At 63.8% G+C, this 24,198-nt stretch carries 18 protein-coding genes and 3 pseudogenes; 7 read left to right on the top strand and 14 right to left on the bottom strand.

Translation table 11 applies throughout. The annotated features are described in order from the left end of the window. Positions 1–92 precede the first annotated feature (92 nt). A pseudogene (mutS, locus tag BF95_RS11870) lies at positions 93–2,734 on the top strand (DNA mismatch repair protein MutS). Positions 2,735–2,743: 9 nt separating this feature from the next. Next, positions 2,744–5,504: pseudogene (locus BF95_RS11875) on the top strand ([protein-PII] uridylyltransferase). Here BF95_RS11875 and BF95_RS11880 read toward each other — a convergent pair. The 12 genes from BF95_RS11880 to BF95_RS11935 all read right to left on the bottom strand — a co-directional run bounded on the left by BF95_RS11880 (position 5,501) and on the right by BF95_RS11935 (position 18,394). Beyond that, a complete protein-coding gene (locus tag BF95_RS11880) occupies positions 5,501–6,004 on the bottom strand; it encodes a L,D-transpeptidase family protein (protein ID WP_043151612.1) in 504 nt (167 codons plus the stop codon). The pseudogene BF95_RS11875 and the gene BF95_RS11880 overlap by 4 nt on opposite strands. After that, positions 6,001–7,062: a GTP cyclohydrolase II gene (gene ribA / locus BF95_RS11885; RefSeq protein ID WP_043151614.1), complete on the bottom strand. Its 1,062-nt coding sequence runs from the start codon at positions 7,060–7,062 to the stop codon at positions 6,001–6,003. Before ribA ends, BF95_RS11880 begins: the two co-directional genes overlap by 4 nt. Beyond that, complete coding sequence (xth, locus tag BF95_RS11890) at positions 7,062–7,859, bottom strand: exodeoxyribonuclease III (protein ID WP_043151615.1); 798 nt, start codon at positions 7,857–7,859, stop codon at positions 7,062–7,064. The genes ribA and xth overlap by 1 nt, the downstream gene beginning before the upstream one ends. A 244-nt stretch (positions 7,860–8,103) precedes the next feature. After that, positions 8,104–8,739 carry a LolA family protein gene (locus BF95_RS11895; protein WP_043151616.1) on the bottom strand — a complete coding sequence of 212 codons (636 nt, stop codon included), beginning with the start codon at positions 8,737–8,739 and terminating at the stop codon, positions 8,104–8,106. A 101-nt stretch (positions 8,740–8,840) separates the two neighbouring features. Beyond that, entirely contained in the window at positions 8,841–11,159 is a 2,319-nt protein-coding gene (locus BF95_RS11900) for a DNA translocase FtsK (protein ID WP_043151617.1), read from the bottom strand. A 259-nt stretch (positions 11,160–11,418) separates the two neighbouring features. Beyond that, positions 11,419–11,904 carry a GNAT family N-acetyltransferase gene (locus BF95_RS11905; RefSeq protein ID WP_043151618.1) on the bottom strand — a complete coding sequence of 162 codons (486 nt, stop codon included), beginning with the start codon at positions 11,902–11,904 and terminating at the stop codon, positions 11,419–11,421. After that, a complete protein-coding gene (locus BF95_RS11910; RefSeq protein ID WP_043151657.1) occupies positions 11,901–12,809 on the bottom strand; it encodes a DMT family transporter in 909 nt (302 codons plus the stop codon). The genes BF95_RS11905 and BF95_RS11910 overlap by 4 nt, the downstream gene beginning before the upstream one ends. A gap of 8 nt (positions 12,810–12,817) precedes the next feature. Continuing rightward, complete coding sequence (gene ispG, locus BF95_RS11915) at positions 12,818–13,978, bottom strand: flavodoxin-dependent (E)-4-hydroxy-3-methylbut-2-enyl-diphosphate synthase (protein ID WP_043151619.1); 1,161 nt, start codon at positions 13,976–13,978, stop codon at positions 12,818–12,820. A 110-nt stretch (positions 13,979–14,088) separates the two neighbouring features. Then, complete coding sequence (locus tag BF95_RS11920; protein WP_043151621.1) at positions 14,089–15,387, bottom strand: OmpP1/FadL family transporter; 1,299 nt, start codon at positions 15,385–15,387, stop codon at positions 14,089–14,091. Positions 15,388–15,795: 408 nt separating this feature from the next. Next, positions 15,796–17,169, bottom strand: coding sequence for a phosphoglucomutase/phosphomannomutase PgmG (gene pgmG / locus BF95_RS11925; RefSeq protein WP_043151622.1), 1,374 nt, complete (start codon positions 17,167–17,169; stop codon positions 15,796–15,798). After that, a complete protein-coding gene (locus tag BF95_RS11930; RefSeq protein ID WP_043151623.1) occupies positions 17,166–17,588 on the bottom strand; it encodes a J domain-containing protein in 423 nt (140 codons plus the stop codon). The genes pgmG and BF95_RS11930 overlap by 4 nt, the downstream gene beginning before the upstream one ends. Next, on the bottom strand, positions 17,588–18,394 hold the full coding sequence (locus BF95_RS11935) for a division plane positioning ATPase MipZ (RefSeq protein ID WP_043151624.1): 807 nt from the start codon (positions 18,392–18,394) through the stop codon (positions 17,588–17,590). Before BF95_RS11935 ends, BF95_RS11930 begins: the two co-directional genes overlap by 1 nt. A 110-nt stretch (positions 18,395–18,504) precedes the next feature. On the opposite strand from BF95_RS11935, the gene panC reads away from it, so the two are divergent. Next, on the top strand, positions 18,505–19,350 hold the full coding sequence (gene panC / locus BF95_RS11940) for a pantoate--beta-alanine ligase (protein WP_043151625.1): 846 nt from the start codon (positions 18,505–18,507) through the stop codon (positions 19,348–19,350). A gap of 192 nt (positions 19,351–19,542) precedes the next feature. Here the strand turns inward: panC and BF95_RS11945 are convergent, their stop codons facing one another. After that, complete coding sequence (locus tag BF95_RS11945; protein WP_043151626.1) at positions 19,543–19,983, bottom strand: CopD family protein; 441 nt, start codon at positions 19,981–19,983, stop codon at positions 19,543–19,545. Further along, complete coding sequence (hemE, locus tag BF95_RS11950) at positions 19,983–21,038, bottom strand: uroporphyrinogen decarboxylase (protein WP_043151627.1); 1,056 nt, start codon at positions 21,036–21,038, stop codon at positions 19,983–19,985. The genes BF95_RS11945 and hemE overlap by 1 nt, the downstream gene beginning before the upstream one ends. A 296-nt stretch (positions 21,039–21,334) precedes the next feature. Between hemE and BF95_RS11955 the strand changes: the two genes are divergently transcribed. The 4 genes and pseudogenes from BF95_RS11955 (at position 21,335) to coaE (ending at position 24,191) form a co-directional block, all read left to right on the top strand. Next, a complete protein-coding gene (locus BF95_RS11955; RefSeq protein WP_043151628.1) occupies positions 21,335–22,162 on the top strand; it encodes a pyruvate, water dikinase regulatory protein in 828 nt (275 codons plus the stop codon). A gap of 10 nt (positions 22,163–22,172) precedes the next feature. Next, the gene (locus tag BF95_RS11960; RefSeq protein WP_043151630.1) at positions 22,173–22,778 is read left to right on the top strand and encodes a Maf family protein; all 606 of its coding nucleotides are present in this window, start codon (positions 22,173–22,175) and stop codon (positions 22,776–22,778) included. Further along, positions 22,775–23,598, top strand: a pseudogene (gene aroE / locus BF95_RS11965) (shikimate dehydrogenase). Before BF95_RS11960 ends, aroE begins: the two are co-directional and overlap by 4 nt. Continuing rightward, on the top strand, positions 23,598–24,191 hold the full coding sequence (coaE, locus tag BF95_RS11970) for a dephospho-CoA kinase (protein WP_043151631.1): 594 nt from the start codon (positions 23,598–23,600) through the stop codon (positions 24,189–24,191). The pseudogene aroE and the gene coaE overlap by 1 nt, the downstream one beginning before the upstream one ends. Positions 24,192–24,198 lie beyond the last annotated feature (7 nt).

Here is a 24,198-nt window from a genome sequence, read left to right on the forward strand (position 1 = left end):
GCCCTAGCGGCAAGCCATGCTTGGGGGCAAGTGCGAGAAGACCGCTTTTTCGCGCTCTTTCCTGCGCGCCGCCTTGCCGCTATCCGGGCGGGATGCGCAGCGCCCCGGACACGTCCCCACCCCTTACGCCCATGATGGCGCAATATCTGACGCTCAAGGCCCAGGCGCAGGACTGCCTGCTCTTCTACCGCATGGGCGATTTCTTCGAACTCTTCTTCGACGATGCCAAGGCGGCGGCGGCCACGCTCGACATCGCGCTGACCAGTCGGGGCGAACATGATGCGCGCCGATCCCCATGTGCGGGGTGCCGGTCCACAGCGCGGAGGGCTATCTCGCGCGGTTGATCAAGGCGGGCCATCGCGTCGCCATCGCCGAGCAGACCGAAACCCCGGCGCAAGCCAAAGCGCGTGGCGGCAAGACGCTCGTGGCGCGCGACATCGTGCGATACGTGACGGCCGGCACGCTGACCGAGGAGACGTTGCTCGATTCCCGGCGGGACAATATGCTCGTCGCGCTGGCGCAGGTGGGCGGAGACAGCGAAATCGGGATCGCCGCCGCCGACATTTCGACTGGCCGGTTCGAAACGATGACCTGCCGCGCCGCCGACCTTCATGCCGAACTCGCGCGCCTGCGCCCCAGCGAAATAGTGGTGGCGGAAGGATCGTCGCTCGACCTTCCCGACCTGCATATGTTCGATCGCGCGGCCTTTTCCAGCACTCGTGCCGAAGCGGCGCTGAAGCGGCTGTTCGCGGTCGCGACGCTGGACGGGTTCGGCCAGTTCGGCCGCGCGGAGCTGGCGGCGATGGGCGGGCTGATCGCCTATCTCGACCATGCGGGCAAAGGCACCCTGCCCTTCCTGGCGCCACCTTTGCGCCAGACGAGCGGCGGCTATGTTGCGATCGATGCGGCGACGCGCGAGAGTCTGGAGATCGTCGCAACCACGAGCGGCGCGCGCGCGGGCAGCCTCTTAGGGGCGGTCGATCGCACCGTGACGGGCGCGGGCGCGCGGCTGCTGGGGCAGGATTTGTCGGCGCCGCTGATGGACCTCGACCGGATCGAGGCGCGGCTGGGGCTGGTCCAGCTCTTCCATGACGATGCAGGATTGCGCGACCAGTTGCGCGCGGCGCTGCGGGCGCTGCCCGATATCGGCCGCGCGCTGGGACGGGTGGCGGTCGGCCGCGGCTCGCCGCGCGACCTCGGGCAACTACGCGACGGTCTGGGCGAAGCGCGGCTGTTGCGCGAACGGCTGGGGCATCTTCCCGACCCGCCGTTGTTGCTGGCGCGGCTGCTGCCCGCACTCGATGGCCATGGCGCGCTGGTGGATGCGCTGTCGCGCGCGCTGGTGCCTGCGCCGCCAACCGAGACGGCAAGCGGCGGCTATATCGCCGATGGTTATGATCCCGCGCTCGACGAACTGCGCAGGATGGCAGGCGACGGCCGCCGCGCGATCGCCGCGCTGGAAGCCAAATATCGCGAGCAGACGGGCATTTCTACCCTCAAGATCCGCCATAATGGCGTGCTGGGCTATCATGTCGAGGTGCCTGCCCGCGCCGCCGATGCGCTAATGGTGCCGACCAGCGGTTTCACCCACCGCCAGACGCTCGCTGGCGTCGTGCGCTTCAATTCAATCGATCTGCATGAGGAAGCCGGGCGCGTGGCGCAGGCGGGTGCGCATGCGCTGGTCGCGGAAGCCGCGCATCTCGAAGAGCTGATCGCCGCCGTGCTGGGCCGCAAAGCCGATATCGCGCGCGCAGGCCAGGCGCTCGCCCGGCTCGATGTCGCGGCGGCCCTCGCTGAACGGGCGGCAGAAGGCGGCTGGCAACGACCGCATCTGATCGCCGATGACGGGTCGAACCCCTGCCTGTCGATCAGCGGCGGGCGACACCCGGTGGTGGAAGACGCGCTGCGCCGTGACGGCCAGGCGTTCGTCGCCAATGATTGCTGCCTGGTCGCCGACGACCGGCTGTGGCTGGTCACAGGCCCCAATATGGGCGGCAAGTCGACCTTCCTGCGGCAAAATGCGTTGATCGTCATCCTGGCGCAGGCGGGTGCCTATGTCCCTGCCCAATCGGCAACGCTGACATTGGTTGATCGCCTGTTCAGCCGGGTGGGCGCGTCGGACAATTTGGCCAAGGGTCGATCGACCTTCATGGTCGAGATGGTCGAGACCGCCGCGATCCTGGCGCAGGCGACCACGCGCAGTTTCGTCATCCTCGATGAAGTGGGGCGCGGCACTTCCACCTATGATGGGCTGGCGCTCGCCTGGGCGGTGGTGGAGGCTGTGCATGAGGTCAATCGCTGCCGCTGCCTGTTTGCCACCCACTATCATGAACTGACGCGGCTGGCCGAGAGTCTGTCCGCCTTGTCGCTCCACCATGTCCGCGCCCGCGAATGGAAGGGCGATCTGGTGCTACTCCATGAACTGGCACAGGGACCGGCCGACCGCAGCTATGGCCTCGCCGTCGCACGGCTGGCGGGGCTGCCCGCGCCAGTGCTCAAGCGCGCCAAGGATGTGCTCGCCCGGCTGGAAGCGGGCAAGGCGAAGACCGGCGGTATCGCGGCGGGGCTGGACGACCTGCCGCTGTTTGCCGCCGCCGCCGCGCAGGAAGAGGTTGCGCCCGACCCGGTGCGCGCGGCCATTGCCGCGATCGACGCTGACGCGCTGTCCCCGCGTGAAGCACTCGATCACATATATCGATTGAAACAACTGGCAGCGGACGCGACGCGCGACTAGAGAACCCGCATGGTCATGCAGTTCTCCGCCTTGGGATCGCGCCGTGCGATCATCGACCGACGCGCGATTTCCGACAGCATCAACGCTCTTGCGCACACGCATAAGGGCGACCCCATGCGTCTGCGTGGGCTGATCGTCGGGGAACTCAAGGCCGCGCTGGAAGAGGGACGGGTCGAAGTTGCCCGAAGGCTGGAGGCGCGGCCCACGCGCGGGCGCGAGACGGTTACTGCTTTCGCCTTCCTGATCGACCAGATTTTGCGCCTGCTCTACGACGCAACCACGCATCATCTTTATCCATCGGGCAATCGCAGCACCGGAGAGCGGATCGCGCTGATCGCGGTGGGCGGCTACGGCCGGGGCGAAATGGCACCCCATAGCGACGTCGATATCGGCTTCATCACCCCCTGGAAGCGACCGGCTGGACAGAGCAGGTGATCGAATCGATGCTGTATTCGCTCTGGGATCTGGGATTGAAGGTCGGGCATAGCAGCCGGTCGATCGACGAGACGATGCGGATGGCCAAGTCGGACCTGACGGTGCGCACTGCTTTGTTGGAGGCGCGCTATGTCTGGGGCGATCGAGCGCTCTATGAGGAAACCTCCGTCCGTTTCGATGCCGAGGTGATGCAGGGCAATGCCCGCGCCTTCGTCACCGAAAAGCTGGTCGAGCGCGACGAGCGCCACAAGCGAATGGGCGACAGCCGCTATGTCGTCGAACCCAATGTAAAGGAAGGCAAGGGCGGGCTGCGCGACCTGCACACGCTGTTCTGGATCGGCAAATATGTGAACCGGGTGCGATCGGTCGCCGAACTGGTCGATGTCGGGCTGCTCACCCAGATCGAATTACGCCAGTTCCAGAAAGCGGAGGACTTCCTCTGGGCGGTGCGCTGTCACCTGCACACCATCACCGGGCGGGCCGAGGACCGGCTGACCTTCGACCTGCAACTCGAAACCGCGACACGGATGCGCTTTACCGGGCGGCACGGCCAGTCCGGGGTCGAGCGGTTCATGCGCTATTATTTCCTGAATGCGAAGGTCGTCGGCGACCTGACCGCCGTGTTCCTGGCCCATCTGGATGACCAGATGGGGCCGAAGGGGCGGCGCTATATTCCCGCCATCTTCCGTCGCCCCAAGAAGCTCGACGGCTTCGTGCTCGACCGGGGGCGGCTGGCTCTGCCAAGCGATGATTTTTTCAAGCCGACCCGGTGCGGTTGGTGGAAATATTCGCGCTGGCCGATCGCCATGGCCTGTCCATCCACCCCGCCGCAATGCGTGCGGCGAGCCGGGATGCGGGGCTGATCACGGCCAAGATCCGCAAGGACCCGCGTGCCAACGCCGCCTTCATGGATGTGCTGACCAGTCCGCGAGACCCGGAAACGGTGCTGCGCTGGATGAACGAATCGACCGTGTTCGGCCGCTTCGTGCCCGACTTCCGCCGGGTCGTCGCACAGATGCAGTTCGACATGTATCATCATTACACGGTCGATGAGCATACCATCCGCGCGGTTGGCCTGCTGTCGCGGATCGAGAAGGGCGAACTAGCGCAGGATCATCCGCTGGCCACCGACCTGATGGGCAAATTGCTCTCGCGCCGGGTGCTCTACATCGCCGTGCTGCTGCATGACATTGCCAAGGGGCGCGGCGGCGACCACAGCATATTGGGCGCGCAGGTGGCCGAGCAGCTCTGCCCGCGCCTCGGCCTCACCCCGGCGGAAACCGAAACCGTCGCCTGGCTGGTACGCTACCATCTGTTGATGTCGGCGACCGCGTTCAAACGCGATCTGGCCGATTATAAGACGATCGTGGACTTTGTTGACGTGGTGCAAAGCCCCGAACGGTTGCGGTTGCTGCTGTGCCTGACCGTGGTGGACATTCGCGCGGTCGGCCCCGGCGTCTGGAACAGCTGGAAGCGGCAGTTGCTGGGCGATCTGTATGATTCAGCCGAGGAACTGCTGCGGCTGGGTCATAAGCAGAAGGGGCGCAGCGAGCGGGTGACCGCCAAGCAGAAGACGCTGCGCCAGGCGCTCCATATGGACGAAGCCACGTTCGAGGCGTTCAGCAAACGATTGCCCGAATCCTACTGGATCGCCGAGCCCGACGACATCTTGATCCATAATGCCGAACATATGCTGGCGGCGGGCGACGCGCCGCTGTCGATCGCGGCACATTATTATCCGCAGCGTGGCGCGACGCTGGTCACCGTCTATGCCGCCGACCATCCAGGGCTATTCTATCGCATTGCAGGGGCCATCCATCTGGCGGGCGGCAACATCATCGATGCGCGCATCCACACTACCCGCGATGGGGTCGCGATCGATAATTTCCTGGTGCAGGATCCGATGGGCGGCGCGTTCCACAGCCCTGAGCAACTCACCCGCATCCGCAACGCGATTGAGGACTCGCTCTCGAACCGGCATCGGCTGATCACCAAGCTGAGCGCGCGTCCCTTGACCCGGACTCGCGCCGAAGCCTTCCGCATCGAGCCCAATGTGCTGATCGACAACAAGGCGTCGAATCGCTTCACCGTGATCGAGGTCAATGCGCGCGATCGGCCGGCGCTGCTGTTCAGCCTCGCCAATGGATTGTTCCAGTCGAAGGTGACAGTGCATAGCGCGCATGTCGCCACCTATGGCGAGCGTGCGGTGGATACTTTCTACGTTACTGATTTGTTCGGCGGGAAGATCGAGAGCAAGGCGCGGCTCCAGACTTTGGAGCGGCGGCTGCTGGAAGGCGCCGGCGGCGAAGTCGGCGAGGCGCTGGCACGCGCCTAGGCAACGATCTCCATACCATCGCCCGGCGCGAGCAGCGGTAACAGGCGGAGCATGTCGTCGCGATCGATAGCGACGCAGCCAGCGGTAGGGCGGCCTTCGGACAGGTGGAAGAAGATCGCGCTCCCTTGGCCCGGTATGGGCGGCGCGTCATTATGGCCCAGCACCACGATGATATCATAAGCATCGTCAGCGCGAATCAGGTTTTCGGCCGAGACGCCGCGCGGCAGGCGAACGGGGCGATTATAGGCGGGGTCGGCGGGGTCGTCCGACCAACCATCACCAGGCCTGATCCAGCGCCAGGGCAATCGGATAGCGACGGCATCGACCTTGCCGGGCCGTAGCAACACGCCACGGATCGGCCAGAGGCCAAGCGGGGTGCAGCCATCGCCTTCGCGCTTGTCCGCCCCCGCACAAGTGCCGCCTCGGCCGATGGTGCAATCCATGACCATGGTGCCAAAGGTCAGGCGACCCGCGCCGCCATCGACGCGGATGACGCTCATAGCTGGTGGCCGGTCCGGTCCCGCTTGGTGGCGAGATAGCGTTCATTATGCGGGTTGGTCGGCAGGATGATCGGCAAGCGCTCGATCACGCCGATGCCCGCCGCTTCCAGCCCCGCTACCTTGTTGGGGTTGTTGGTCAAAAGCCGCACCTGCGCCACGCCGAGCAGGTCTAACATCCGCGCCGCAACCGAAAAATCGCGCGCGTCGATCGCAAAGCCGAGGCGCACATTGGCATCGACTGTGTCGAACCCCTGATCCTGCATCGCATAGGCGCGCAGCTTGTTGACGAGGCCGATCCCCCGCCCCTCCTGCCGCAGATAGAGCAGCACGCCCCAAGGCGCATCGGCGATCTGGTCCAACGCCTGATGCAGTTGCGGCCCGCAATCGCATTTGAGACTGCCGAGCACGTCGCCAGTCAGGCATTCGCTGTGCAGACGAACGACAGGCGGCGAGGCATCGCGCTTGCCCACCACCAGCGCGACATGTTCGCGCGGTTCGTCGGGACTGCGAAAGGCAATAATCTCAGCCGTTTCGCTGGCCGACACCGGCAGCCGGGCGCGCGTGGCGATGGCAAGATGAATCGCATCATCATAGGCGTCGATATCATCGGCCTGCACCGTGACATCCACGGCCTCATCCCCTTCCGTCACGAAATAGGCGGGCAGGATGCCGGCAAGGCGAGCGAGCCGCAGCGCAGCTTTCGCCGCCTGTGGGGCGGCGAGTGGGCGGGCGCGGAACGGCCCCTTGAGCGGCGAGGCGAGGTCCAGCACCGGGTCAGAGATGGCCGTCGCGACGTCGGCATCGATCCATGGCGCGCGCTCGACCAGCACCGGTTGATCGGGATCGGCAGCGGCCGGTTGATTGGCGAGCTTGAGCGTTTCGGCGCGGGCGGCGGAGATCAGGATATCGGCGCGGGCGGCGGGATCGAAAGCGGCAAGTGTCACCGCATCCGCCCCTTCGATCGCCATCAAGCGGATGGCGCCATCGTCGCCCACTATCCTGATCGCCCAGCCGCGCCGTAGCGCGTCAATCGCCCGAGCCGCGTCGCGCGCGCGCATCAGAACACGAAGTCGGTGATGATGGGGATATGGTCGGAAGGCTTGATCCAGCTGCGCGCGGGTTCGACCACGCGGTGGCTCACCGCCTTGTCCGCGACGTCGCGCGTCATCCACATATGGTCGAGCCGACGACCCCGATCCGATTCGGCCCAATCCTTCGCGCGATAACTCCACCAGGTATAAAGGCGCGCGGGCGCGGGATGGAAATGGCGGCCGATATCGACCCAATCGTTCGATGCCTGAAGCCGCGCCAATATGTCGCATTCCACAGGCGTATGGCTGACGACGTTGAGCAATTGCTTGTGGCTCCACACATCGCATTCCAGCGGCGCGATGTTGAAGTCGCCGGTCAGGATGGTCGGCTTGTTGTCCAGCGCGGCCGACCATTCGATCATCCGTTCAAGGAAATCGAGTTTCTGCCCGAACTTGGGATTGACCGTGCGGTCGGCGATGTCGCCGCCGGCGGGCACATAGACATTTTCGATCCGCACGCCATTATCGAGCCGCACGCCCACATGGCGCGCTTCGCCATTGGACTGCCAGTCGAACCGGTCATCTTCGTGGATCGGCACCTTGCTCATGATCGCCACGCCATGATGCATGCGCTGGCCGTTCAGCACCTGATGAACATAGCCCATGCGCCGGAACATGTCGGTGGGGAAAATCTCGTTCACCACCTTGGTTTCCTGCAGACACAATATGTCGGGGGCTTCCTGTTGCAGTAGCTGTTCGACGATGTCGATGCGCGCACGGACGCTGTTGATGTTCCAGGAGCAAATGGAGAGAGTGTCGGCCATGGGTTTGCCCTAGAAGGCCGCGTTGACGCACGCAAGCGCCAGACAGAGTAAGACCCCCGCTCCGGGGGCATGGAACGGGGGTCTCGATCGCGCCCTTGAAGCGCTTCGCGGCGAGAGCGGACCGGGTAACAGGGGGGAAATCCCGATACCGTTTCGCGCCGTTGAGTTATAATTAGCGGCCGCCATATGAGCGGCAGATGAACGGTTTTGAAAAGCGATCGATCTGCCGCATCAGGCGCTCGGTTCAGCCCCCAGCCGACCGACCGCGCGGCCGGGGGTCGGTCCAGCGGAAGGCCGAATCGGCGACGGTCACGCCATAACGCTGGTTTGTCAGCCGAACAGCCGTGCGGTTATTCTGCGAATCGAGCGCGACCCAGCCATAGAGCTGCAAGCCCGCCGGACTGGCGACATTGCGCTTGAAGATCATCGTGATAGTGCCGAATTCGGGGCGCTTGGGATCCCGGGCCTCGACGCTCAAGATGCTTGGGTCGCCAGTTGGCACGACCTTCCCGAACTTGGACAGATCCTTCGACGGATCGAGCAACGCGCCGAGCGGCGAGTTGCCGATCGGCCAGCGCTGCACCTGCCGCACTTCATAGTCGATCATCGTCAGCGCCTTGCCATCGCCTACGATCAGCAGCGGCACGCCCTTTTGATATTGGAAGCGGATCTTGCCCGGCTGCTTGATCGTCAACTGCCCAGTCAAATTCTGGCCATTGCGGTCGGTCTGGGTAAAATCCGCCGTCATCGTCGTGACGGCGCGGACATAGGCGTTGACCTTCGTCAGGTCGGACTGGTCCGCCTGCGCAATGGCGGGCATTGCGATCGGCAGGGCGAGGGCGACTGGCGCCATGGCCAGCGCCAGAGAGATGCGCTTCATCAGACAGGAACTCCGGTTGTTACGGATGCGGTTTAGGCGGCGCGGCTTGAACGACCTGTGAACCCGCCCGTTCCCTGCCGTTCAGCAACTTGTCCGAACCATTATAACGGATTGCCATTTTCGTCGCGCAGCACTTCGCGGCGGCCGACATGGTTGGGGGCGCCGACCAGGCCTTCCTCCTCCATCTTCTCAATGAGGCGCGCGGCGCTGTTGTAGCCGACGCGGAGTTGACGTTGCAGCCAGCTGGTCGAGGCTTTCTGATTTTCGAACACCAGTTGGCACGCCTTGCGGAACAGCTGCGCGTCGGGGCTGTCGTCGCCCAGATCCACGCCGTCGAGCGCGAAGCTGCCCTCTTCGGGTTCTTCGGTCACCGCCTGGATATAGTCAGGCTGTCCCTGCGCGCGCCAATGGTCGGCAACGACGCGGACTTCATCGTCCGAGACGAAGGGACCGTGGACGCGAGTCAGGCCCTTGCCGCCGTGCATGTAAAGCATGTCGCCCTTGCCCAGCAGCTGTTCGGCACCCTGCTCGCCCAGGATCGTGCGGCTGTCGATCTTCGACGTCACGAAGAAGCTGATCCGGGTCGGCAGATTCGCCTTGATGACGCCGGTGATGACATCGACCGAAGGGCGCTGGGTCGCGAGGATCAGGTGGATACCCGCCGCGCGCGCCTTTTGCGCCAATCGCTGGATCAGGAATTCGACTTCCTTGCCTGCGGTCATCATGAGGTCGGCCAGTTCGTCCACGACCACCACGATCTGGGGGAGTGGCTGGAAGTCGAGCTGTTCCTCCTCATAGATCGGCTTGCCGTTTTCGGGGTCGTAGCCGGTCTGGACCCGGCGACCGAGCGGCTTGCCCTTGGCCTTGGCGGCGCGAACCTTCTCGTTATAGTTGGCAAGGTTACGGACGGAGATGGACGCCATCATGCGATAGCGATCCTCCATCTGTTCGACCGCCCATTTGAGCGCCCGGATCGCCTTTTGCGGTTCGGTAACGACCGGCGAGAGCAGATGCGGAATGTCGTCATAGGTCGACAGTTCGAGCATCTTGGGATCAATCATGATCAGGCGCAACTGGTCGGGCGTCATGCGGTAGAGCAGCGACAAGATCATCGCGTTGAGCCCGACCGACTTGCCCGACCCGGTGGTGCCCGCGATCAGCAGATGCGGCATGGGGGCAAGGTCGGCGATGATCGGTTCGCCGGAAATATTCTTGCCCAGGATGATGGGCAGCGTCCCTTCGCCGCCAAATTGCTCGCTGGTGATGAGTTCGCGGAACGACACGCCTTCGCGATGGGCGTTGGGCAATTCGATGCCGATCACCGTGCGCCCCGGAATCGTCGCAACGCGCGCAGAGAGTGCCGACATGTTGCGGGCGATATCGTCGGCCAGCGCGATGACGCGGCTCGCCTTGATGCCAGGCGCGGGCTCCAGTTCATACATGGTGACGACCGGGCCGGGCCGGACCTCGACGATATTGCCCTTCACATGGAAATCATCGAGCACCGATTCGAGCAACCGGGCATTGCGCTCCAGCGCGGCCTTGTCGATCTTGCCGCCCTGGTTGGCGGGAATGGGGTTGAGCAGGTCGGGCGAGGGCAGCGAACTATGGCCGAACAGATCATCCTGCGAGATCGGGGCCATCTGCCGCTGCGGCGGCGCAGGCTTGGGGCTCTGGATGGTGATCGGTGGCTTGGGTTCGTTCGACACTTGTTTGCGCGGTGCGATAACGCGTTCGGCACCATCCGTTTCCGGTTCGACGTCGCTGGCACCGATGCCGGGCAGTGCCAAAGTGGGGCGGGGTAGCGCCAATTTGGGCAGTGATGGGCGGCGCAGCGCGATGATCGGCTTTTCCAGCGCCAGGCTGCGATAACAGGCGATCAAGCCCGCGATCAGAGTCATGACGACCAATATACCGGTTATCCAAGGGGCAGCGGCGGGTGCCTGCGCCGTCAGGCTGGCAATCCCCTTGGCCGTGACGAGGCCGATCACCCCGCCCCAGCCGGCAGGCAGGCCGACCAGCGGATCATCCTGGAATAGCGACAGGGCAATGCCGATCAGGACGATGCCGATCAGGCATTTGCCGAATTGCGCCTTCCATGTGCTCAGATCCTGGTCGCCCCACATCCGGCGCGCCGTCACCGCCATCAACGGCAGGATCAGCGCCACCGGCACGCCCAGCAGCCAGAGCAGGAAATCAGCGCTCCACGCGCCGGGCCCCTGCATGATGTTGGCGACATGGTCGCCGGCCACCGTATTCATCGACGGATCGCTGGGCGTATAGCTGAGCAGCGCCAACGCCACGAACAAGGTCGCCAGCATCAACAGGATTGCGCCGATCAGCGCGCCGCTGCGAAGCAGGCTGCGCTTGAGCATTTCGCGCCATTCCGGCGTGCGCTTCACGGTGCGGCTGACAGCCATGCTAAACCCTTGTCCCCCAAATGTTCCGTTTCGGCACAATGCGCCGGACGGCGAGTCCGCGTCAAGCCTGCGACCGATCGGCTCGTCCCGCCTTATCCGTAACAACCCTTATGGCAGGGGTGCCGCGATCCAGCGCAAAAGCGGGACCGAAGGGAACCTGTCCCATGTTCGCTGCCTATTATCCCGCGCTCGTCGTCGTTTCCATGGCCGCCTTCGCCGCCGCCATGCTGTATGTCAGCATCGAGGATCGGCTTAAGAACTAACTGCGGGCCAACGCCTGCAACGCATCGCCGTCGAGCCGTTGGACGGTCCATTCGTCCATCGGCACCGCACCGATTGCGCGATAAATGGCGATGGCCGGTTCGTTCCAGTCGAGCACCGACCATTCCAGCCGGGCGCAATCCCGTTCGATCGCCAGTTCCGCCAATCGGACGAGCAGCGCCTTGCCCGCGCCTGATCCCCGCGCTTCGGGCCGAACGAACAAATCTTCAAGATAAAGCCCCGGCCGCCCTTCAAAGGTCGAGAAATTGTGGAAGAAGAGCGCGAAGCCGATGGCATCGCCCTGCCGCTCCGCGATCAGCACCTCGGCCATCGGGCGCGAACCGAAGAGATAGCGGGCGAGCGTATCGCTATCCGCCTTCACCGCATGCGCCAGTTTCTCATAGGCGGCGAGGTCGCGGATGAACTGGATTATGGCGTCGATGTCGCCCGGTTCGGCCACGCGGATCATAATGTCATCGGTCATGCCGTTCCTGCTTCCACATGGGCCAGTTCCGGCCGTTTCGCGCGCACGGCGATAAGGCAGGCCACAATGATCAACAAGGCACCCGCCACAGTCGGCAGCGTGATCCGTTCGCCAAACACCAGCCACCCTATAATCGCCGCCCAGACGAAGGCGCTATATTCGACCGGGATCAGCCGCTGCGCCTCCGCCCGCGCATAGGCCCAGGACAGCGCCGCAAGCGAAGTGAAGGCGAGACTGGCGGCGAGCAGCACCAGCGGTACGGAAGGCAGCGGCGGCAGGACCAGCAGAAACGGCGCGCCCAGCACAAAGACGCCGAGCATGACGAGATGCTGGAAGAAAGCGACCTCGATGGGCGAGGCAAGCTGCGCCTGCTGCCGCTGGATGATGAGGTTCCAGGCAAAGAGTACCGCCGACGCCAGCACCGCCCCTGCACCCAGCAGCGCGTCGGCATCATATTGCCCCTGCAACCGGCCCGACAGGATGACACCGACACCCACCAGCCCCAGCAGCGATGCGCCGATCGCCCGTCGCCCGACTCGTTCCTTGAGCAGCAGCGCGGCAAGGTAGAGCGCGATCAGCGGTGCGATGAACGATAGGGCAATCGCTTCGGCGAGCGGCATCCGCATGATCGCCCAGAAGAACAGCCCGGCCATCAGCGCGACCACCGTGCCGCGCAGCAGATGGATGCGCAGCACGGCGCGCGAAGGCCAGCGCTGGCGCGTTAGCAACATCAGCGCGAGGCCGAGAAGCGTGCCCGCGACCGCCCGCCAGAACAGCGCATTGTAGAGGCCGATAGCAAGGCTCAGCCCCTTCATCGCCGCATCCATGACGGCAAACAGCGCCACGCCAGCGCAGCAGACGGCAAAGGGGATGGCGAAACCAACGGCGGGACGCGACGCCCCCATGGCAGGCCTCACTCCGCCGCCTGCGCCTTGCCCGCGTCGGTCATCGCCGATTCCGCTTTGGCCGCTTCGATCTCGGCCGCCTTGTCCTCGACCAGTCGGACGATATGATCGACCAGGGCTTCGTCCTGTACGGTATGGTCGGTAATGCCCGACAGATAGACCATATGCTTACCGTTGCCGCCGCCGGTGAGGCCGATATCAGTTTCGCGGGCTTCACCGGGACCATTCACGACGCAGCCGAGCACCGAGAGCGACAAGGGCGTGTGAATATGCTGGAGCCGTTCCTCCAGCGCCTGCACGGTACGGATCACGTCGAAGCCCTGCCGCGCGCAGCTGGGGCAGGAGATGACCTTCACCCCGCGGGTACGGATGCCGAGCGATTTAAGGATTTCATAGCCGACCCGCACTTCCTCTTCCGGCTCCGCCGACAACGAGACGCGGATCGTGTCGCCGACGCCTGCCCAGAGCAGGTTGCCGATGCCGATCGCGCTCTTGACCGTGCCGCCGATCAACCCGCCTGCCTCGGTTATGCCAAGGTGGAGCGGGCAATCGACCGCTTCGGCCAGTTGCATATAGGCGGCGACCGCGAGGAACACGTCGCTCGCCTTCACCGCGACTTTATATTCGTGAAAATCCTGGTCCTGGAGCAGCTTGATATGGTCGAGCGCGCTTTCGACCAGCGCTTCGGGGCAGGGTTCGCCATATTTTTCGAGCAGGTCCTTTTCGAGACTGCCCGCATTGACGCCGATGCGGATGGCGCAGCCATTGGCCTTGGCGGCATCGACCACTTCCTTCACCCGCGCTTGCGACCCGATATTGCCGGGGTTGATCCGCAGGCAGGCAGCGCCAGCATCGGCCGCTTCCAGCGCGCGCTTATAATGGAAATGAATGTCCGCGACGATCGGCACCCGGGCCGCGCGCACGATCTGCTGGAGCGCTGCCGTCGACTCCTCGTCGGGGCAGGAGACGCGGATGATATCCACGCCCGCTTCCTCGCAACGGCGAATCTGGTCGATCGTGCCCTTGACGTCGTGGGTCAGCGTATTGGTCATGGTCTGGACCGTGACCGGCGCATCACCGCCGACGGGAACATTGCCGACCATGATCTGTCGGCTGCGGCGACGGGCAATATCGCGCCAAGGACGCAGGCCGGGATTATGGTCGGACATGAAAAGGGGCTCCGTGGTTACGAAGCCCCTATAGGGATGTTTGGTGACGGTTAAAACCGTGCCGTTTGGTGTTTCAGTTGGGCTGAGCCGGACCGCACCGGACCACTCATTTAAAACCGTATCGTGAGCGACGCAGCGACCTGATCGGCATTGCCGCTGGTCTGGGCCAGCGTCGTCGCGGTGACGGTGGCGGGTGCGGGGAAATAGCTGTCCGGGCGAATGATGTTCGCCTTTTCCACGAAGGTGTGCGCGTAGCTGACGTTCAGAGCGAAAGCCTGCGACAGGTTCCAGGTCGCGCCACCGCTCAGCCAGACCCGGTCGCCATCGGGGACGCGGGTGGTCAGGTGCTGGGGATTGGTGGGCGAGCGGTCGAACATCGTACCGGCGCGCAACGTCAGCTTGTCATTGACGTCATATTCGCCACCCGCGCTGAAACTATAGCTGTCATGATATTCCAGTTCCTTGACCGACGTGCCGTTGGTCGCATTGATGGTGATCGATTCCATCACCGACCAATTATACCAGCGCGCCGTCAGCATCGCGCGCAATTGCGGCGTCAGCCGGTGCGTCATCGATAGGGTCGCGATATCGGGCAGGGTCAGCGGGGCCGTGGCGGCGAAGCTGCCATTGGCACCGGCAAGCGGACCGACCAGACCCGAAATCACCTGCTCGCCCTGCAGGCTGTGCTTCATGCGCGAGCGATAATGGACGCCGAACTGGGTGTCGCCCGCCCGGTAGAACAACCCGGCATTCCAGCCGACCGACCAGTCGTCGCCTTCGACCGAGGCGTGGCCGTCGGCCAGCAGCGGCGAGAGTTGCGGCAGCGCGTTGGTCAGCGTCACCTTGACATATTGCACATCGACACCACCGCCCACGGACAGGTTGTCGGTCAGCTTATAGGCGGCCGATGGCTGGATATTATAGGTTTTGAGGTCGGTATAGAGCGAGTCATAGCGCCCGAAATAACCATCCTCATATTCGAGCTTCAGACCGAAGGGCGCATTGACGCCAACACCAACCCACAGCCGGTCGCTGACCTGGCCGGTGGCATAGAAGCTGGGGATGGGAATCACGCTTTCAAAGGCATTGCCACCATTCACGCCGCTGACCGGCACCTGCGTGGTCACGCCGGGAACCGTGCGGGTGGTGCCACGATTGGTCTGCTGCGCCTTAGCGAACAGGGCGACGCCGCCGATCGAGGTCTGAATACCCGGCAATTCGGTCATCGCGGCGGGATTGAAATAGACGGTCGAGGGATCATCGCCCGCAGCCGCGCCACCCGACAGGGCGCGCCCGGTTTCCTTGGGCGATTGTTCCTGAAGATAGAAGCCACCAGCCAGCGCGGGAAGGGGCGCGGTAATCGCACCTGCGGCAAGCAGGAAGGATGGGAGGCGGCGGCTGAACGACATGGCAGATCCTCTACTGGCGACTTTATAGCCCGGGCAGCCGAATAGGCATGGCGCGAGCCTTTGACGCAGGCCGCTTACCAACACCATGGTTAAATTCCAGTGTTTAGCGGTGACTGGTCCGTGCGATTCCGGCCATTTGACGGATCATTGCGCGTCTGACGTTACGGCGAGGGGTCGGACGAGTGAACGAAAAAGGGCAAAAAAAGCCGCCCCGGAGGACGGCTTGTAAAGTTTTAGGAGAGGATGCCTGAAAGGCCCGTTCCTTTTGCGAGTCAGATGGCTTTGTTGCAAATGCGAAACGGACACGCCTGATTGCGTTTCATGCAATCGTTGGCATGGAATTTACATTCCGTAGCGGAAACCGGGATCGGAAAGGAATCCGGGCGGTCGGGTTTGGGAGCAAAATAGTCAGATTTCGACCGAATCGAGTCCCGATTGCGCAAGCTGCGAATCAATTTCGGCAATCAGTCGCGCCAATCCCGCCGCATCGGCCGATTCCGCCCGCGCCACCAGCGCCGCCTGGGTATTGGAGGCGCGCAGCAACCACCAGCCGTCGGCGGTGGTGACACGCGCGCCATCGATCGCGTTCATATCCGCACCCATCACTCTGAGCCGCGCACAAACCTCAGCGATCACGGTGAATTTGCGCACATCATCGACGGGGATGTGCAGTTCGGGCGTCACCGCCATCGCGGGCATCGCGCTGCGCCGGTCGGTGATGCTGCCCCCTGCCCCGCTCGCGGCGCGGATCAACCGGGTCGCGGCATAGAGGCCGTCGTCATAGCCATAATAGTCATCGGCGAAGAACAGATGCCCGGTCATCTCGCCCGCGAGCAAGGCGCCAGTCTGCTTCATTCTGGACTTGATATGGCTATGGCCAGTTTTCCAGATGTCGGGCTGTCCGCCCAGCGCCGCGATGCGATCGATCACGGCCCGACTGGTCTTCACATCGACAATAATCTGCGCGCCGGGATGGGTTTCGAGCAGATCCTGCGCGAACAGGCCGAGCAGTTGGTCGCCCGCGATGGTGCGGCCCAGCCCGTCGATCACGCCGATCCGGTCGCCGTCACCATCGAAAGCCACACCGAAATCGAGCTGCTTGTCGAGGACGAGCGCGCGCAGATCGGCAAGGTTCGCCTCCACGGAGGGATCGGGATGATGGTTGGGAAAATTGCCGTCTATCTGGGTGAAGAGCCGGTGATGCTCACCCGGCAGCAATTGCACGAGTTTATCGACCACTGGCCCGGCCGCGCCATTGCCCGCGTCCCAGCCGATGCGCCAGGCGCGACCGTCAAAGTCCTGCATCAGCCGGGCGACATAGCCGTCCATCAGGGCGATCGTGTCGGCCCGCCCTGCCACGCCGTCCCAGTCGCCCGCCGCCGCCATTTGCCCCAACCGAACGATGTCCGCGCCGAAAAAAGGCGCGTGGTTCTGCACCAGCTTGAAGCCATTCTGGTCGCCGGGATTATGGCTGCCGGTTATCTGAATGCCGCCATCGACCTCACAGACCGCTTCGGCATAATAAAGCATGGGGGTTGGGCCGAGGCCGATGCGCAGCACATCGACGCCGCTGGCGGTCAACCCGTCGACCAGCGCGGCCTCCAGCATGGGGGAACTGAGCCGGCCATCATAGCCGACCGCGATCCGTGATCCCCCTGCCCGCGCGATGATGGTGCCAAAGCTGCGGCCCAAGGCCCAGGCGTCGGCGGCGTCGAGCGTTTTCCCGACCGTCCCGCGCAAATCATAGTCGCGCAGCAGCGTCGGGTGGAAGTGATGGCTCACCCCTGCTGCCGGTCGGCCAGCAACAGATCGCGCGCGGCATTGATCTGCGCCGCCAGCGCTTCGGTGCCGCCCTTGTCGGGATGGACCGAGGCGATCAAGCGGCGATGGGCGGCACGGATGGCGGCGGGATCGGCATCGGGCGTAACCCCCAATAGCGCGCGCGCCTGGGCGAGATCATCGATCCGGCGCTGCGGCGAGGCAGGCGGCGGACGGCGGCGGGGCTTATATTGGCGCAGGAGAAAGAGCGCGGCACCGATCAGCACCGGTGCGCCGATCACGGGCTTGCCCTTGGCCGCCAGCACCGCGCCAACCAGTGCTGCGCCAAGCGCCATGCCATCCTTTGCCGTCATGCGTTGCAGCCTTCCGGTCCAGATCAGCCAACCGGCAAGGCCCACGAGCAGCAGTGCCAGCCAGCCCATCAGGCCGCGCCGAGCAGTTCCACCGGCACCGCGCCTTCGCGGGTCGGCAGGGCAAGGCCCGACACCATTTCACGCAATTCCTGCCGCGCGGCGATGTGGCTGATACCCAGTTCACCCAGATGCCCCTTGTCGAGCAGGGTGAGGCCCGAGGGGAAGAGTTCGCGGAAAATGACGCGTTCCGACAGGCCTGGAATGACGCGGAAACCGACCCGGCGCGACAATTCCATCAGCGCATCGCCGACCCGCTTCTTGTTGCGGGCGTCATGATGCTGGAGCCGGTTGCGCAGCACGACCCAGTCGATCGACACGCCATCCGCCTTGGCTCGGGTCTTGCGCGCTTCAAAGATGAGTTCGGAATAGAAGGACAGGCGACGGACCTTGAAGCTTTCGGCATCGACCTGGCCGATCAGATCGAAATCGACGAAACTGTCGTTCATCGGCGTGACCAGCGTATTGGCGCGGGCGGCCATGTGACGGGCAAAGACATCGTCGCGGCCGGGGGTGTCGACGATCAGGAAATCCTTGCCGTCCGACAGGGCGGCGACTTCGGCGTCCAACGCTTCGATCGTATCACCTTTCAGCACTGCAAAGTCGGGCGCGGGCAAGTCGATCTGACGGCGGCGCGCGGTTTCGGCGCGGTTTTCCAGATAGCGGGTGACGGTGCGCTGGCGCGGATCGAGATCGATCATGCCGACATTATGCCCCAGCACGGTCAGCGCGATCGCGGTGTGGACCGCCGTGGTCGACTTGCCGGTGCCGCCCTTTTCATTGGCGAAGACGATGAGATGCGGCTGCGAATTGGCCATTGGACCTTGATAACCCCGTTGATTGTCGCAATGATTCTTGACGGTCGCCAAGGCCGCAGCCTAGCAGGTCGACCGTTTGTCCCCCTGCCCTTATCGGAGCCGTTCCCCCCGTGCAAACCCTGTCTGACCTGCCCGCCCTTCGCGCTGCCGTCGCGGCGCTGAAAGCCGACGGAAAGCCGTTGGCGCTGGTGCCGACCATGGGCGCTTTGCATGACGGGCATATGGCATTGGTCGAGGAAGCGAAGCGGCATGGGCGGCATGTCGTGGTGTCGATCTTCGTCAATCCCAAACAATTCGGCCCCACCGAGGATCTGGACGCCTATCCAAGGCGCGAGGCGAAGGATGCCGCGATGCTGGCGGCGGCGGGCGTGGACCTGTTATGGCTGCCGTCGGTCGAGGTCATGTATCCGACAGGCTTTTCTACCAATGTCAGCGTGTCGGGGGTGAGCGAGGGGCTGGATGGCGCGGCGCGGCCGGGCCATTTCGATGGCGTCGCCACCGTGGTCCTCAAATTGTTCAACCAGGTGCGGCCCGACGTCGCGATTTTCGGCGAAAAAGACTATCAGCAACTGGCGGTGATCCGCCAAGCGAACAGCGACCTGGACATAGGTATCGATATTATCGGTTTGCCGACCCAGCGGGCCGAAGATGGCCTCGCTCTCTCGTCCCGCAATGCCTATCTGAGCGACGCGGAACGCAAGGCCGCGCTGGCGCTGCCGCGCGCTTTGGGCGAGGCCAAGCGGTTGATGGAGAAGGGCGAGAGTGTCGAATCTGCGACCGCCAAAGCCATGATTATATTGGAAAATAGCGGGTTCGGGCCGATCGACTATGTCGCTTTGTGCGATGCCGCGACGTTGGCGCCGATGACGGTGCTGGACCGTCCGGCCCGATTGTTGGGGGCGGCGAAGCTCGGCACGACGCGGCTGATCGACAATATTGCGGTCGAGCCAATTTAGCGCTTTCGATAGTTAGCTAACTATCTAATAGGGCTATTTTGCTGGGTTTTGGAGCGTAGGTGCAAGCCATATTCCGTTCGCCCTGAGCCTGTCGAAGGGCTTTTCTTCATGAAGAAGAAGGGGGCTTCGACAGGCTCAGCCCGAACGGGGGTGGGGTTGGTTTTACGGTATCGAGCGTCCCGCTGGGGAGGATCAGAACGGCTTTACGATCACCGCGATGACGATCACCGCCGCTGCGACGCCGGGGACTTCGTTGAGCAGGCGCAATTGGCGGTCGGTCATCGTGCGCTGGCCCCTGGCGAGCTTCTTGGCATAGCTGGCGATCCAGCCATGATAGGCCGACAGGGCGATGACGAAGAGCAGTTTGAGGTGGAACCAGCCAAAGCTCCACGCGCCGATTTCCACCATCAGCATCAGGCCCAAGACCCACACCAGCACGAGCGACGGGTTGAGGATGATCTTGAGCAAACGCTGTTCACGGTCGATCCATTTGCGATCCTCGTCCGAGCCGACGGCGCTTTCCTGATGATAGACGAAGAAGCGCGGTATCATGAACAGCCCCGCCATCAGGAAGATGACGAAGATGAGATGGGCAGCCTTCACCCAGAGATAGGCAGCACCGAGATAGGCCATCAGACATGTTCCTCCTGCCGCACATAGCTAAGCAATGCTTCGACATGCGCAATGGGGGTGTCGGGCAAAATACCATGGCCAAGGTTCATGATGTGCGGCCGGTCGGCGAAGGCGGCGCGGATATTGTCCACGGCTTGCTCGACCGCGTGGCCGCCGGCGATGAGGGCCAGCGGATCGAGATTGCCCTGCACCGGCATCCCTTGCGGCAGCACATGGTTGGCCCAGTGGGGATCGACGGTTTCATCGACGCCGATCGCATCGACACCCGTGCCCGCGGCATAATCGGCGAGTTTCGCGCCCGCGCCCTTGGGAAAGCCGATGATCGGGATAGTGGGATGGAGCGCCTTCAACCGGCGCACGATCGCGGCATTGGGCGCGATGACCCAGCGTTCGAACTGGAGCGGGGCGAGGCTGCCGGCCCAGCTGTCGAACAATTGCACCGCTTCGACCCCGGCCTCGATCTGGCCTGACAGATAGGTAACGGTCGCATCGACGATTGCATCAATGAGCGCACCGAAGCGGGCGGGATCGCCATAAGCGAGGCGACGGGCCGCGCCCTGATCCTTGCTGCCCTGGCCCGCGACCATATAGGTGGCGATGGTCCAGGGGCTGCCTGCAAAGCCCAAAAAGGTGACGGAGGGGTCGAGGGCTGCCTTCACCTGCCGCACCGTCTCATAGACCGCCTCGAAACGGCTGAAATCGGGTTTCAGGGTCGAGAGGTCGGTGTCACTGAGGATCGGGGCGAGACGCGGGCCTTCGCCGGTCTCGAACCAGAGATCCTGCCCCATCGCATAGGGGACGATCAATATGTCGGAAAAGAGGATCGCACCGTCGAAGCCGAAACGGCGCAGCGGTTGGAGCGTGACTTCGGCCGCCGCCGCACTGTCATAGACGAGTTCGAGAAAGCCGCCTTTTTCGGCCCGCAGCGCGCGATATTCGGGCAGATAACGCCCGGCCTGCCGCATCAGCCACATGGGCGGCACGGCGGGGCGTTCCCCCCGCAGGACGCCAAGGAGCGGCTTGGCCACGGGGTCGGCCATCGGGTCGAAGGGCATCGGACTCTCTTCTCTTCTATTAAGATTCAAATAGGAATGTTGGAGATAGTAGGGGCGTTGGCAGCGGGGTTTATTCGTTGTGCCCGCTTTTGCCAACAGCTTGACTCCGATCCGCCCTGCCTTGCCCGTCCGAGTCCCCTGACTTATCCCCATTATCCACAGGTTGTGGACGGAAAAGCGGGTCTGTTGGGGGCCTGTGGATAAGAGTCTGGACAGCGTGGAGCGAAAATTATGGGTCCATTCCTCCCCATTTCGTCCCTTGCTTTATCCACAGCCTATGCACAGAGATACAGGCCATGGCGCGCATCCATCTCCACCTGCTTTCAGACTCCACCGGCGAGACTCTGGAGAATATCGCCAAGGCGGCGATCGGTCTGTTCGAAAATGTCGATGCGATCCGCCATTTCTGGCCGATGGTGCGATCCGAAGTCCATCTCGATCGGATCATGCAAGAGATTGCCGCCAATCCGGGACTGGTCCTGTTTACCCTGACCAATCATCTGCTGCGCAAGCGGTTGGAGGCACGCTGCCGTGCGCTCGGCCTGCCCCATGTCGCGGCGCTCGACAGCGTGGCCGATGCGCTGTCCAACATATTGGGGCAGGAAACCCGCACCCGGCCGGGGCGCAAACATGTGCTCGACGAAGCCTATTTCGCCCGGATCGAGGCGATTCAGTTCACCATCGCCCATGATGACGGGGTGGGGCATGAAAATTGGGAGGAGGCCGACATCGTGCTGGCGGGCGTGTCGCGCGCGTCCAAGACGCCGACGTCGATCTACCTCGCCAATCGCGGCTATAAGACCGCCAATATTCCGCTGGTGCCGGAATCGCCGCCGCCGCGAAATCTCTACAGCCTCAAACATCCGTTGGTCGTAGGGCTGACCGTCGGTCCCGAACGGCTGATCCAGATCCGCCGCAACCGGCTGCTTTCGCTCAACCAGGCGCCCGAAACCGCCTATGTCGACAATGACAAGGTGCAGGCGGAATTATCCTTTGCCAGGCGCATGTTCGCCGACAATGGCTGGCCGGTGATCGACATGACCCGCCGGTCGATCGAGGAAGCGGCAGCGGCGATCATCAACCTGTTCAACGACCGGGAATTGGCGGAAGGCGACGCTTTATGAGGTTTTGGGCATGATCGTGCTGGCGTCGCAGAGCGCAAGCCGCCGCGCGCTGCTGAGTGCGGCGCAGGTGCCGTTCGAGGCGCTGTCGCCCGGCGTGGACGAGGATGCGGCCAAGGAGGCGTTGCGCGCCGATGGGCTGGATGCGCGCGCCCTGGCCGATGCGCTGGCCGAGTTGAAGGCGCGCAAAGTGTCGCGCCGGGTGCCGGGCGCGCTGGTGCTGGGATGCGACCAGACACTGAGCCTGGATGGCGGCGAAGAACAGGGCATGATGATCGACAAGGCGGTCGATCGCGCGGATGCCGAACGCATATTGCGCCTGCTGTCAGGGCGGGTGCATCATCTGCACAGTGCGGCGGTGATCGTGCTGAATGGCGAGCCGATCTGGCGGCATATCGAGCGAGTGCGGATGACGGTGCGGCCTTTGTCTGACGCCTTCATCGCCGCTTATCTGGATGGCGACTGGGACGAATGCCGGTGGTGCGTGGGCTGCTACCGGATCGAGGGACCGGGTGCGCAATTGTTCGCCAAGGTCGAAGGCAGCCAGTTCGCGATCCAGGGCTTGCCGCTGTTGCCCTTGCTTGACTTTTTGCGCGTGCGGGGCGTTCTAGCGGCATGACCGATACCCTGCCCTATGCCGAAGTGATCGGCGATCCGATCGCGCACAGCAAATCGCCGCTCATCCATAATTTCTGGCTCAATGCGCTGGATATCGAGGCGGAATATCGCAAGACTCATGTGACGCCCGACGGGCTGGCGAGCTATTTCCTGCAGCGGCGGGCCGACCCCGATTGGCTGGGGTGCAATGTCACCATTCCGCACAAGATGGCGGTGATGGATTTTACCGACGATCCGGGCGGGGTGCGCGAGCGGATCGGGGCGATGAACACGATCGCCAGCGAGACCGGTGGGCCGCTCATTGGCACCAATACCGATGCGGGCGGCTTCCTCCAGCCCTTGCTTCGCGACCGGTGGAAGGGGCGCAGCGCGGTGCTGATCGGCGCGGGCGGTGCGGCGCGGGCGATATTGTTCGCGCTCACCAGCTTGGCGTGCCCGACATCACAGTCATGGCGCGCGATGCGGCCAAGGCGCAGGCGATGCTCGACCATGCCGGGGTGAAGGGTGCGGTGATCGGCATGGGCGAGTCCCTGCCGGCCGTCGACCTGCTCGTCAATTCGACCTCGCTCGGCATGGTGGGGCAGCCGGTGCTGGATCTGGACCTGACGCCATTGCCGCCCAGCGCGACGGTCTATGACATCGTCTATGCGCCGTTGGAGACGGGATTGCTCAAGGCGGCGCGGGATCGTGGCCTCAAGACGCTCGATGGGCTGGAAATGCTGATCGGGCAGGCGGCGCTGGCCTTCGATATTTTCTTCGATGCGCAAGCGCCCCGCGAACTGGACGCTGACCTGCGCGCGTTGTTGCTCGCGGCGGACTGATGAAGATTTATGGCCTGACCGGATCGATCGGCATGGGCAAGTCGGCGGTCGCGGCGATGTTCGCCCGGGAAGGCGTGCCGGTGTTCGACGCTGATGCGCAGGTGCATCGGCTGCAGGGGCCGGGCGGGGCACTGCTGCCCGCAATCGAGGCGCGTTTTCCTGGTACGACCGGCCCCAAGGGTGTGGATCGCGCGAAACTGGGCGCGGCGGTGTTCGGGCATCCGCACGAACGCAAAGCGCTCGAAGCGATCGTCCATCCGGCGGTGCGCGAGGCGCGCAGCCGGTTCCTGCGCCGCCACAGATCGCGCAAATTCGTGCTGCTCGACATTCCCTTGCTGTTCGAAACGGGCGGGCAGAAGCGGTTGGCGGGCGTGATCGTGGTGACTGCGCCCGCGTGGAAGCAGCGCAAGCGCGTCCTGGCGCGACCGGGTATGACGATCGCCAAATTCCGCCAGATCGTGCATTTGCAAACCCCCGACGCCGAGAAGCGCCGTCGCGCCGATCATATCATCCAGACCGGCACGACCTTTGCCGAAACGCGCGCGCAGGTGCGACGTCTGGTCGCTTGCCTTGGCCGCAAGACAGGCAGATAAGGGTTAG

This window comes from Sphingobium sp. Ant17 (assembly GCF_000588875.1).
Lineage (GTDB): Bacteria > Pseudomonadota > Alphaproteobacteria > Sphingomonadales > Sphingomonadaceae > Sphingobium.

Coding starts and splice junctions, on each gene's coding strand:
- BF95_RS11880 (WP_043151612.1), bottom strand. CDS start 6,004: ATGAGCGTCATCCGCGTCGATGGCGGCGCGGGTCGCCTGACCTTTGGC.
- ribA (WP_043151614.1), bottom strand. CDS start 7,062: ATGCGCGCGCGCGACGCGGCTCGGGCGATTGACGCGCTACGGCGCGGC.
- xth (WP_043151615.1), bottom strand. CDS start 7,859: ATGGCCGACACTCTCTCCATTTGCTCCTGGAACATCAACAGCGTCCGT.
- BF95_RS11895 (WP_043151616.1), bottom strand. CDS start 8,739: ATGAAGCGCATCTCTCTGGCGCTGGCCATGGCGCCAGTCGCCCTCGCC.
- BF95_RS11900 (WP_043151617.1), bottom strand. CDS start 11,159: ATGGCTGTCAGCCGCACCGTGAAGCGCACGCCGGAATGGCGCGAAATG.
- BF95_RS11905 (WP_043151618.1), bottom strand. CDS start 11,904: ATGACCGATGACATTATGATCCGCGTGGCCGAACCGGGCGACATCGAC.
- BF95_RS11910 (WP_043151657.1), bottom strand. CDS start 12,809: ATGGGGGCGTCGCGTCCCGCCGTTGGTTTCGCCATCCCCTTTGCCGTC.
- ispG (WP_043151619.1), bottom strand. CDS start 13,978: ATGTCCGACCATAATCCCGGCCTGCGTCCTTGGCGCGATATTGCCCGT.
- BF95_RS11920 (WP_043151621.1), bottom strand. CDS start 15,387: ATGTCGTTCAGCCGCCGCCTCCCATCCTTCCTGCTTGCCGCAGGTGCG.
- BF95_RS11930 (WP_043151623.1), bottom strand. CDS start 17,588: ATGGGCTGGCTGGCACTGCTGCTCGTGGGCCTTGCCGGTTGGCTGATC.
- BF95_RS11935 (WP_043151624.1), bottom strand. CDS start 18,394: ATGGCCAATTCGCAGCCGCATCTCATCGTCTTCGCCAATGAAAAGGGC.
- BF95_RS11945 (WP_043151626.1), bottom strand. CDS start 19,983: ATGGCCTATCTCGGTGCTGCCTATCTCTGGGTGAAGGCTGCCCATCTC.
- hemE (WP_043151627.1), bottom strand. CDS start 21,038: ATGCCCTTCGACCCGATGGCCGACCCCGTGGCCAAGCCGCTCCTTGGC.
- BF95_RS11955 (WP_043151628.1), top strand. CDS start 21,335: ATGGCGCGCATCCATCTCCACCTGCTTTCAGACTCCACCGGCGAGACT.
- BF95_RS11960 (WP_043151630.1), top strand. CDS start 22,173: ATGATCGTGCTGGCGTCGCAGAGCGCAAGCCGCCGCGCGCTGCTGAGT.
- coaE (WP_043151631.1), top strand. CDS start 23,598: ATGAAGATTTATGGCCTGACCGGATCGATCGGCATGGGCAAGTCGGCG.